12 protein-coding genes are annotated in these 10,400 nt (G+C 71.2%); 8 read left to right on the forward strand and 4 right to left on the reverse strand.

The features are described 5' to 3' along the window. The first annotated feature begins 47 nt into the window (after positions 1 to 47). From ABD224_RS28025 to ABD224_RS28045, 5 genes are all read left to right on the forward strand, one after another. The gene (locus ABD224_RS28025) at positions 48 to 467 is read left to right on the forward strand and encodes a DUF5753 domain-containing protein (RefSeq protein WP_344054907.1); all 420 of its coding nucleotides are present in this window, start codon (positions 48 to 50) and stop codon (positions 465 to 467) included. Further along, on the forward strand, positions 464 to 667 hold the full coding sequence (locus ABD224_RS28030) for a DUF397 domain-containing protein (protein WP_344054889.1): 204 nt from the start codon (positions 464 to 466) through the stop codon (positions 665 to 667). Before ABD224_RS28025 ends, ABD224_RS28030 begins: the two co-directional genes overlap by 4 nt. Positions 668 to 895: 228 nt before the next feature. After that, complete coding sequence (locus ABD224_RS28035; RefSeq protein WP_344054891.1) at positions 896 to 1,099, forward strand: DUF397 domain-containing protein; 204 nt, start codon at positions 896 to 898, stop codon at positions 1,097 to 1,099. 168 nt (positions 1,100 to 1,267) lie between these two features. Next, the gene (locus ABD224_RS28040; protein ID WP_344054893.1) at positions 1,268 to 1,948 is read left to right on the forward strand and encodes a maleylpyruvate isomerase family mycothiol-dependent enzyme; all 681 of its coding nucleotides are present in this window, start codon (positions 1,268 to 1,270) and stop codon (positions 1,946 to 1,948) included. Positions 1,949 to 2,049: 101 nt separating this feature from the next. Continuing rightward, the gene (locus tag ABD224_RS28045; RefSeq protein WP_344054895.1) at positions 2,050 to 2,757 is read left to right on the forward strand and encodes a copper homeostasis protein CutC; all 708 of its coding nucleotides are present in this window, start codon (positions 2,050 to 2,052) and stop codon (positions 2,755 to 2,757) included. A 124-nt stretch (positions 2,758 to 2,881) separates the two neighbouring features. Here ABD224_RS28045 and ABD224_RS28050 read toward each other — a convergent pair whose 3' ends face one another. Next, the gene (locus ABD224_RS28050) at positions 2,882 to 3,076 is read right to left on the reverse strand and encodes a hypothetical protein (protein ID WP_344054897.1); all 195 of its coding nucleotides are present in this window, start codon (positions 3,074 to 3,076) and stop codon (positions 2,882 to 2,884) included. A 158-nt stretch (positions 3,077 to 3,234) separates the two neighbouring features. Here ABD224_RS28050 and ABD224_RS28055 point away from each other — a divergent pair, with 158 nt between their 5' ends. Continuing rightward, positions 3,235 to 4,473 carry a CPBP family intramembrane glutamic endopeptidase gene (locus ABD224_RS28055; RefSeq protein ID WP_344054899.1) on the forward strand — a complete coding sequence of 413 codons (1,239 nt, stop codon included), beginning with the start codon at positions 3,235 to 3,237 and terminating at the stop codon, positions 4,471 to 4,473. Here ABD224_RS28055 and ABD224_RS28060 read toward each other — a convergent pair. After that, entirely contained in the window at positions 4,461 to 6,425 is a 1,965-nt protein-coding gene (locus ABD224_RS28060) for a HelD family protein (protein ID WP_344054909.1), read from the reverse strand. The two genes, ABD224_RS28055 and ABD224_RS28060, sit on opposite strands and share 13 nt — an antisense overlap. Before the next feature lie 528 nt (positions 6,426 to 6,953). On the opposite strand from ABD224_RS28060, the gene ABD224_RS28065 reads away from it, so the two are divergent. Both ABD224_RS28065 and ABD224_RS28070 read left to right on the forward strand, forming a co-directional pair. Then, complete coding sequence (locus tag ABD224_RS28065; RefSeq protein WP_344054901.1) at positions 6,954 to 7,136, forward strand: hypothetical protein; 183 nt, start codon at positions 6,954 to 6,956, stop codon at positions 7,134 to 7,136. A gap of 29 nt (positions 7,137 to 7,165) precedes the next feature. Continuing rightward, a complete protein-coding gene (locus ABD224_RS28070; protein ID WP_425581069.1) occupies positions 7,166 to 8,353 on the forward strand; it encodes a glycosyltransferase 87 family protein in 1,188 nt (395 codons plus the stop codon). On the opposite strand, the gene ABD224_RS28075 is transcribed toward ABD224_RS28070, so the two are convergent. Both ABD224_RS28075 and ABD224_RS28080 read right to left on the reverse strand, forming a co-directional pair. Then, positions 8,308 to 9,954 carry a DNA repair helicase XPB gene (locus tag ABD224_RS28075; protein WP_344054903.1) on the reverse strand — a complete coding sequence of 549 codons (1,647 nt, stop codon included), beginning with the start codon at positions 9,952 to 9,954 and terminating at the stop codon, positions 8,308 to 8,310. The two genes, ABD224_RS28070 and ABD224_RS28075, sit on opposite strands and share 46 nt — an antisense overlap. 124 nt (positions 9,955 to 10,078) lie before the next feature. Further along, on the reverse strand, positions 10,079 to 10,400 hold a 322-nt coding region (locus tag ABD224_RS28080; RefSeq protein WP_344054905.1), incomplete at its 5' end, for a WYL domain-containing protein.

The following is a 10,400-nucleotide window of genomic DNA, read 5'->3' on the forward strand; positions in this document are numbered from 1 at the left end:
CGCAGCGAAGCAGGAACCCACCAAGAGCTACCCACCGCGTCGCCGCAGTGGGAGCAGATTGGAATCCCGGGCCTTTAGGCCCGGGAGGATGTCAAGAGAGGAAGCCCGCGCCGACGCTGAGCTTCGTCATCGAGGAGTCCGTGCTGGAGCGGCCGTTCGGTGGAGTCGAGGTGCTGCGCGGTCAGTTGGAGCACATCCGGCTTGTCGCCGACAACCCCCACGTCGAGATCCAGGTCATGCCGACCCGGGTCGTCGATCACGCGGGCGCGGACGGCCCTTTCACGCTGATGACCCCGGACGGCGGGGAGCAGGTCGCGTATGTGGAGAGCCAGGGCAACGGGCGTGTGATCACCGACCGGGAAAGCGTGCGCGGCTTCGCCGTGCGGTATGGGATTCTGCGGGCACAGGCGTTGTCCCCTGCCGAATCCGTGCGTCACATCGAGAAGTTGCTGCGAGGAGACCTATGAACACCGAGCAGTCCCAGGCACAGTCGCTCCACTGGTTCAAGTCCAGCTACAGCGGTGGTGAGGGCGGCGAGTGCGTCGAGGTCGCCGCTCTCCCTCACTCCGTCCACATCCGCGACTCCAAGGACACCGGCCGAGGCTTCCTCACCGTGTCCCCCGCCTCCTGGTCCGCCTTCGTCGCCCACACCGGCCGTCGTCACTGACCGAAAACAGATGTCAACATGCCGTGACGGTCGGCTTGACGGTCACCGGCGTGCCTGGGCAGCATCGGCCGTAGCAAACAGAAGCACGGTGCATATGGCTGCACCAGGTCCTGGGGCCGCTCCTTCGGGAGCGGCCCGAGTGCTTTTCAGACATGGGATTCTGCGGGCGCAGGCGCTGTCCCCTGCTGAATCCGTGCGCCACATCGAGAAGTTGCTGCAAGGAGACCTATGAACACCGAGCAGTCCCGGGCACAGTCGCTCCACTGGTTCAAGTCCAGCTACAGCGGTGGCGCGGGAGGCGAGTGCGTCGAGGTCGCCGCTCTCCCTCACTCCGTCCACATCCGTGACTCCAAGGACACCGGCCGAGGCTTCCTCACCGTGTCCCCCGCCTCCTGGTCTGCCTTCGTCGACCACACCAGCCGTCGTCACTGACCGAAAACAGAGGAGGGCCGTGCCTTCCGCGAGACCAATGTGCAAGGCACTCCGGCAGAAAGCCGTGAACGTGCCGAATACGCATGACATCACCTCGCGCAAGTGCTGCCGGGACGGGGACAGCCGCGCGTCATACAGCTGAAGCGGGCCAGGCACTAGCGTGGGGACATGACTTCTGTTGACGCGCACGAGGTGCGGGACCCCGAGCTGCCCGGGCGGCTGCTGACCCTGGAGCGGGACGCGTTGATTCCGTTGCTGCGGGCGCGGACGGACGCGGACTTCGCGCTGCCGGCCGCCGCGTGTCCGGGATGGACGGTGCGGGACGTGCTCGCGCACTGTTCCTCCGCGCTGATGCGGGTGGTGGAGAACCGTTTCGAGGAGGGAGTGTTCTCGCCCGAGTCCAATGAGCGGGACATCGCCGAGCGGGCCGACTGGACCAACGCCCAGGTGGTGGACGAGCTGGAACGCGGGATGACCGAGGCCGGGCCGGTGATCGCTAAGGCCGGCGGGGTGCTGGACGCGATCGCGCTGGGCGAGTGGGTGCACGCCGGTGATGTACGCGAGGCCTTCGGCGTGCCGGGCGCGTACGCCGGCGACGGACTGCCGTACGCGCTCGCCCTGCTGGCGCGCCTGACCCGGGAGAGGAAGCATCTGCCGCTGCACGCCGACCTCGACGACATGGACGAGCCGCTGAGGCTGGGCGAGGCGAGCGGGGAGCGGACCCCGGCGCGCTACATCGGCGACGGTGCCACGCTCGTACGGCTCTACGCGGGGCGTCCGGTGCCCGCGGCGGGCGAGGGGTACGAACTCGTCGGCGCGGAGAAGGAGGAGCTCAACATCTTCGGCTGACCGCTTTTCGGCCGTGGGACCCCGGACCGGCGTACCCTGAGGATTGGACTAGACCTATCGAGCGCCAGCCGAGCGCCGGGGAAACCGAGGAAAGGGGTCCCATGACCAAGCGTGCAGTCCTGGAGGTGATCGCCCTCGACGTCGAGGACGCGGTCGCCGCCCAGGCCGGAGGCGCGGACCGCCTCGAACTGGTCACCGACATGGCGGCCGACGGGCTCACCCCGCCGGCCGCGACCGTCGCCGCGGTCCGTGCCGCCGTCGACATCCCGCTGCGCGTGATGCTGCGGCTCTCGGACGGTTTCTCCGCAGGGGGCGCCGCAGGACTGGACCGGCTGGCCGGGGTCGCGGGCGAGCTGCGGGCGGCCGGCGCGGAGGAGTTCGTGCTGGGGTTCCTGGACGAGGCGGGCGGGGTGGATCTGGAAGCCGTCGAGCGGGTGGTCGCCGCGCTGGACGGATGCCCGTGGACCTTCCACCGGGCGATCGACCGGGCCGTCGACCGGGACGCCCTGCGCAAGCAGCTGGACGGGCTGCCCGGACTCGACACGTACTTGACGGCGGGTGCCGCGGGCGGGGTGGACGACGGGCTGCCCGTTCTGGTCGCCGAGGCCGCCCGGCGCGGCGAGCCCGGCTACGGGCAGCGGATCATGGTCGGCGGCGGGCTGAGGCTCGACCATGTGCCAAAGCTGCTCGCCGCCGGGATCGACGCCTTCCACATCGGCAGTGCCGCCCGCCCCGGCGGATGGGACGGACCGGTCTCCGCCGCCGCGGTCGCGCAGTGGCGCACGGTACTGGACGGCAGGGACGGATAAGGACTGTCTCTCAGACCTGTCCATGAGACACGAGCGGGTCCGTCCATGAGCACGGGCGAGTGTGAGCGCGGTGGCGAGTTCGTTCGGTCCGGAACCGACGACGGCGTCCGTCGTGGACGTTCCCTCAGTGGAATGCCTGCCACCCGATGCCCAGGACGAAGGTGAGGCCCGCGGCGGGCCGGTTGCGGTGCAGGGTGAACCAGAGCAGCGCGGCGGTCGCCAGCACGGCGGCCGTGCCGATCGCGGCGCGCAACAGCCCGTCGCTGTAGCCGTACTCACCTAAGTGCCGCGTCAGCCAGGTGAACCAGGCGAACCTCATGATGCTCTCCGTGACTCTCTCTTCGGGGTAGTGATCACTTCTCGAGGTGGTGATCAGGCCTCGACTGCGGACTGGGACAAGGGAGTTGGCCGGGGTGGGCGGCCCGGAACCGCGTTATTCGTACACCTGGTCCCATTCAACCCGTCACGATGTTGTTCATGACATCGACGTCCCCGCGCCCCGCCGGGCTCCCGTATCACCGCATGGCCCGGTACACCCCGCACTACCACGGGTGGCAGCTCCTGCTCGGCACTCTGCTGCTGCCCTTCGGGTGGCTCCTGGTCACCGTGGTCCTCTACCTCCTCACCGAGGTCTTCGGACGAGCCGCCGGCTACCCGGAACTGCCCGACGGGGACATCGACTTCGGTCCGATCCCGGGCACGGCACTGGACCTGACGTACATAGCCCTCCTCCTGCCGCTGGTCCTGCTGGTCGTGCTCTGGCCGGGGCGGCGTCCGGCCGGCACGGTGTCGTCGGTCACCGGGCGGCTGCGGTGGCGATGGCTGGCCTGGTGCCTCCTGGCGGCCGTTCCCGCCACGGTGCTGCTGGCGGTGGTCTCGTTCTTCCTGCCGGGCGACCAGAGCGGCTCCGAAGAGACCGATGCGTGGGTGGGGTGGCAGACGTTCCTTGTCTCCCTGGCCATGCTGATCGCCCTCGTGCCGTTGCAGTCGGCGGCGGAGGAGTACCTCTTCCGGGGCTGGCTGCTCCAGACGGCCGGGGCTCTCGTCCGTGCCCCATGGTTCGCGGTGCTGCCCCAGGCAGTGCTCTTCGCGGCCGCCCACGGCTGGGGCACCCTCTGGGGATTCATCGATCTTCTGGTCTTCGGCCTGGTCGCGGGGTGGCTGTCCATCCGCACGGGCGGTCTCGAGGCCTCCATCGCCCTGCACGCGGTGAACAACCTGCTGGCCTTCGGGGTGTCCGCCGTCTTCGTGGGCGGCCTGGAGACCGACGAGACAGCGGCCGACGCCCCCTGGCCCCTGGCCGTCACCGACATGGCGACGGTCCTGCTCTACGCCGTGATCGTGCTGTGGCTGGCCCGGCGCCGCTCTCCGCGGAACCTGTCCTCCCCGCCCCCCGAGCCGGCCGTGCCCCACCTGCCGTATCCCCAGCCGTGGGGCACGTACGGGCCGTATCCGCACCAGTGGGGTTCCCCTGGGGCGTACCCGCAGCCGCAGAGCCCCTATGGTCCCTATGGGTCGTACCCGCAGTCGCAGGGCGCGTACGGGCCGTACGGAGCGCCGTTCTCGAACGCGGCCGTGCCCGGCGCCGCTGGGCACGGCTTTGACGGGCAGTCGCCGGACCAGCCCGACGCGCAACCGCCGGAGCGGTCCGACGAGCGACCGTCGGACCAGCAGCCCAGCACGTCTCAGGAGACCGGCACGTCTCAGGACAGCTGAGGCGGCAGGGGAGCGGTGTGGGTGACGATCAGGCCCGAGACCGCTCGGGTGAGGGAGACGTACAGGCGGCGCAGGCCGGTGCGTTCGTCGGGTTCGGCGTCGACCACGGCCCGGGGTTCGTCGAGGACCACGTAGTCGTACTCCAGACCCTTGGCGAGGGAGGCCGGGACCAGGGTGAGGCGGACCTTGGCCGTCGTCTCCTCCCCGGGGGACAGGTACGGCACACCGGCCGCCGTCAGCGCCTCGGCGAGGGCCGGGACACGGGGGTCGGCGGCGATCAGGGCGACCGAGCCCTCCCGGCGCAGCAACTCCTCGCAGGCAGCGACGACGCCGTCGTCCCCGGCGATGGAACGGACCTCGAAGAAGCCCGGGTTCTCGCGGATCGAGGCGACCGGGGTCAGGCCCGGGGCGATGTGCGGGAGCAGCCGGGAGGCGTAGGTGATGACGTCCGTCGGCACACGGAAGCCCGCCGTCAGTTCCTCGATCGCGGCGTCGGGTTTGCCGAGGTGGGCCAGGGCCTCCTCCCAGGTGCGGGTCGCCCAGGGGGTGGTGCCCTGGGCGAGGTCGCCGAGCACGGTCGCGGAGCCGGTGGTGCAGCGCCGGCCGACCGCGCGGTACTGCATGGGGGAGAGGTCCTGGGCCTCGTCGAGGACCACGTGCCCGAGGGAGGGCGTGCGCTCGATCAGGTCGGCGGCCTCGTCGATCAGCACCGCGTCCGCCGCGGACCACTTGGCGGATCTGACCGACCGTACGGGCTTGGCCCACAGGATCGCCTTCTGCTCCTCCTCGGTGAGGATCCCCTCCGCGTGTTCGGCGAGGAAGTCCCCGTCCGTCAGCAGCCGCAGGACGAGTTTCGCCGGCTCGACCGGGGGCCAGATCGCCTTGACGGCGGCCTTCACCGCCGCGTTGCGGGCCACGGCGTCCTGCACACGGTCGTCGGGTGCCTCGCCCGCCCGCTCCATCCGCACCAGCACGGCGTGCGCGATCCGCTGCGGCAGGGCCTCGCGGGCGGCGTCGTAGCGGATGTCGCGGTCCAGCAACTCGCGGACGATGTCCTCCAGTTCGTACGCCGGGATGCGCCAGCGACGTGAGCCGCGCGTCACCACGACCGGCTCGGTGGGCATCGTCACATGGGAGTACAGCGCCCTGCGCAGCACCTCGGCCATCCGTGCGTCGCCCTTGACGACCGCGGCGGCCGTGTCGTCCGTGCCCCGCACCTCCACATGGGCCACCAGGTCGTCGACCGTGGCCTGGCGCACCGTCAGCTCGCCCAGTGCGGGCAGCACTTGCTCGATGTAGCGCAGGAAGGACCGGTTCGGCCCGATGACGAGGGTGCCGGTGCGGGCCAGCCGCTCGCGGTGGGCGTAGAGGAGGTAGGCGACCCGGTGCAGGCCGACCGCGGTCTTTCCGGTGCCGGGGCCGCCCTGGACGCAGAGGGTGCCGGACAGGTCGGACCGTACGATCTCGTCCTGCTCGGGCTGGATGGTCGCCACGATGTCCCGCATCGGGCCCACGCGCGGACGCTCGATCTCCTGCTGGAGCAGCCTGCCGGCGGTCGCCGTCTCGGCGGGGTCGGACAGGTGCTCGTCCTCGTACGCGGTGAGGTTGCCGCCCTCGTAGCCGAAGCGGCGGCGCAGCACGAGGCCCATCGGGTCCTTTCTGGAGGCCCGGTAGAACGGCTGCGAGACCGGGGCGCGCCAGTCGATGACCATGGGGTCGCCGTGGGCGTCGTGCACATGCCGCCGGCCGATGTAGAAGCGTTCGCCCGAGGCTCCCTCGGCCTGGTCCGCGCCCGGCGCGTGCAGATAGTCGAGCCGTCCGAAGAACAGCGGGGTGTCCTCGAAGTCGGCCAGGGCCTTGATGCGCTCGTCGATCTGGCGGGCGAGGATCTGGGCGTTGACCCAGTTCGCGGTGACGTCGCTGATGTCGAGTGCCTCCACGTCCTCGCGCATGGCGCGCAGCGCGGCGCGGGAGGCGGACAGATGGGACCGCTCGCGGGCGAGGGGGTCGTCGGCGGGGTGCGCGGGGCCGGCGGGCGTGGACGAAGGAGAACGCGACAAGGGGGTGCCTCCGGGAAGACCTGCGGGACGGTGGCTGTGCCGCGGGGCAGTGCCAGGCGGCTGCGCCGCGGGGCGCGGGATCTGCCGCCGGTTTCCGACCGGACGGCGGCACTCCGTGAGGGAGGCGGGCAAGGGGGTGGATTTTAGGGCGGCGGTGCGGGGGAGGCCAACCATTTTTGTCCGGGCCTCACGGCCGGGGCGGGCCTCGCACTCAGGGCGGGCACCGGGCATGGGACGGCCGCCGAACCCGGGCGGCCACCGGACCCAGGACAAGACATCGCCCCAGGACAAGACATCACCTCCAGGACTCGGCACCCGGAACCAAAGGGTGCCCTCCCCTCAATGGGGTACGTGGGCGGCAAGAAGGTCGGATTCGCGCACCGCGATGTCCGCCTTGCGTCCCCGATCCCCCGATGAGCCATGCGCACAGCAGCCCTCCGCCCGCCCCGCGCCGCCCGCCCGGCCGGTGCCACCGCCCTCCGGGGCGGTCACTCCCACCGTCTGGGCGACGCCCTGCGCGCCGTCAAGGTGTTCGCGGGCGCCGTGTTCGACGTCGTCATCCTCGGCGAGTACGGCGAGGAAGCAGGCGTACGCCACAAGTGACCCACTAGGGTCGTTCCGTGACAGAACGGATGGTGGTCCTCCGGTCACGCGCGGCACGCGCGGCACCCGCCCTGGTACTTCTCGTCCTCTCCTTCACCGCCCTCGCGGTCCTGTTCGCCGCCCTGGACGTCGCGATGCCCGACATGAGGGTCTACCGGGCCGAGGGCGCGGCCGTCGTCCACGGCCGTGACCTGTACGGCTTCACGGTCACGGAGGGACGGCTGCCGGCCACCTATCCGCCGTTCGCGGCCCTGCTGTTCGTGCCGATGGTGTGGCTGCCGGTCCCGGCCCTGAAGGTGGTGTTCTGCGCGGGCAACGCGCTTCTGCTCCTCTGGCTGGTGCGTCTCTCCGCCCGGCTCGCCGGGTGCCGGGCCGGGCTGCCCCTGGTGTGCACGGCGACCGCGCTCGCCGTCTGGCTGGAACCGGTCTTCCAGACCTTTGTGTTCGGGCAGATCAACCTGCTGATCATCTGCCTGGTGCTGTGGGACGTCACCCGGCCGGCCGGCGCCCGCGGCAAGGGGGCGCTGATCGGGATCGCGACCGGCATCAAGCTCACCCCGGGGATCTTCATCCTGTATCTGCTGCTGCGCCGGCGCGTCCGCGAGGCGGCCACCGCGACGGCCGCCTTCGCCGGGACCGTGGCCGTCGGCGCGCTCGCCCTGCCCGCGGCCAGCGTCGACTACTGGACCCGTCATCTCTTCGACACCGACCGGGTGGGCAAGCCGTGGATCGTCGCCAACCAGTCGTTGCAGGGTCTGGTCGCCCGGGTGCTGCGGGAGCCGTCCCCCGGCCCGGCCTGGCTGCTGCCCGCCGTCGTGGTGGGTGCCGTCGGGCTGTGGCTGGCGTGCCGGGCGCCGCGCGAGCGGTGGGGCGTGCTGCTGACCGCGCTGACCGCGCTGCTCATCTCCCCGATCAGCTGGTCCCACCACTGGGTGTGGTGCGTCCCGCTGATCGCGGTCCTCCTGGCCGAGGACCGCCGCGTCCTGGCCGCGCTCACCGCCGTCCTCTTCACCGTCCGCACCCTGTGGCTGGTCCCCCGCAGGGGCCAGGAGCTGCACCTGGCCTGGTGGCAGGAGCCCCTGGCCTCGCCCTACGTCCTGCTGGGGCTGGCCCTGCTCACGGCGGTCGCGCTGGGGCGGTACCGGCGCCAGGACGGCCGTTCACGGCCCGGTCAGGTCTCCTCCGCCAGGAACTCGTCCGCGTCCATGATCCGGTAGGCGTAGCCCTGTTCGGCCAGGAAGCGCTGGCGATGGGCGGCGAAGTCCTGGTCGATGGTGTCGCGGGCGACGATCGAGTAGAAGTGCGCCTGGTGGCCGTCGGCCTTCGGGCGCAGCACCCGGCCCAGGCGCTGGGCCTCCTCCTGACGGGAGCCGAAGGTGCCCGAGACCTGGATGGCGACGGTGGCCTCCGGCAGGTCGACGGAGAAGTTCGCGACCTTCGACACCACCAGGACGCTGATCTCGCCCTCGCGGAAGGCGTTGAAGAGCTTCTCGCGCTGGGCGTTGGACGTCTCGCCCTTGATCACCGGGGCGTTCAGGTGCTCGCCCAGCTCGTCGAGCTGGTCGATGTACTGGCCGATGACCAGGATCTGCTGCCCGGCGAAGCGGCGGACGATCGCCTCCGTGACCTTCCGCTTGGTGTCGGTGGTCGCGCAGAAGCGGTACTTCTCGTCGGCCTCGGCGGTGGCGTACGCCAGCCGCTCGGAGTCCGTCAGGTTCACCCGGACCTCGACGCAGTCGGCGGGCGCGATGTAGCCCTGGGCCTCGATCTCCTTCCAGGGCGCGTCGAACCGCTTCGGGCCGATCAGGGAGAACACGTCCGACTCGCGGCCGTCCTCCCGCACCAGGGTCGCGGTCAGCCCGAGACGCCGCCGGGCCTGGAGGTCCGCGGTGAACTTGAAGACCGGCGCGGGCAGCAGGTGCACCTCGTCGTAGACGATCAGTCCCCAGTCCCGGGAGTCGAACAGCTCCAGGTGCGGGTAGACGCCCTTGCGCCGGGTGGTGAGGACCTGGTACGTCGCGATCGTGACCGGGCGGATCTCCTTCCTGGCCCCGCTGTACTCGCCGATCTCGTGCTCGGTCAGCGAGGTCCGCCGCACCAGCTCCTGCTTCCACTGCCGGGCGGAGACGGTGTTGGTGACCAGGATCAGGGTGGTGCACTTCGCCTGGGCCATCGCACCCGCGCCGACCAGCGTCTTGCCGGCCCCGCAGGGGAGCACGACCACCCCGCTGCCGCCGTGCCAGAAGTTCTCCACGGCCTGCTTCTGGTAGGGCCTGAGCGCCCAGCCGTCCTCGCGCAGCTCGATCGGGTGCGCCTCGCCGTCGACGTAGCCCGCCAGGTCCTCGGCCGGCCAGCCCAGCTTCAGCAGCACCTGCTTGATCTGCCCGCGCTCGGAGGGGTGCACGGCCACGGTGTCCGGGTCGATGCGGGCGCCGACCAGCGGGGTGATCCGCTTGGACTTCAGCACCTCCTCCAGGACCGGCCGGTCGGTGGTGGTCAGGACCAGGCCGTGTGCCGGGTGCTTGGTGAGGGTCAGCCGCCCGTAGCGGTCCATCGTGTCGGCGATGTCGAGCAGCAGCGCGTGCGGCACGGGGTAGCGGCTGTACTGCACGAGCGCGTCCACGACCTGCTCGGCGTCGTGCCCGGCGGCACGCGCGTTCCACAGACCCAGCGGGGTGATCCGGTAGGTGTGGATGTGCTCGGGCGCCCGCTCCAGCTCGGCGAACGGCGCGATGGCCCGACGGCAGTCGTCGGCCTGTTCGTGGTCGACCTCGAGCAGCAGGGTCTTGTCGGACTGGACGATCAGGGGACCATTCACACGCGGAACCCTTTCCGTGGGGGCAAACGTCCAGTCTGCCCTACCGGACGCCGATCACCGAAGGGCGGAACGAAAGGGTGACGCGGGGGAGAGGACACCGATCACCGGGAGCGGCAGCCGCCGGTCACCGCTCGTCCTCCGCGAGCTCGGCCACTCCCGTCACCCGGTGCAGCGGATAGGTGCGGACCTCGTCCGCCGTGTGGTCGTACGCCGTCACGAAGCCGCCCTCGACCCGGACCGGTGCGACCACGCGCCGGCCGGCGGTGCCCTCGGCGTCGACGTAGCCGATGCACACGGTCTCGCCGGTGAGGACGGCGGCCTGCAGGCTGGCGAGGGTCTCGGCGGAGCTGGTGCGGGGCAGCTCGCCCTCCGCGGACGGGGGCGCGGCCGGCGTGCGCGGGGCGGCGGAGGCCCGGTCGCCCGCCCGGATCGCGCGGAGCGCGGCG

This window comes from Streptomyces thermoalcalitolerans (assembly GCF_039525155.1).
Taxonomy (GTDB): Bacteria; Actinomycetota; Actinomycetes; order Streptomycetales; family Streptomycetaceae; genus Streptomyces; species Streptomyces thermovulgaris.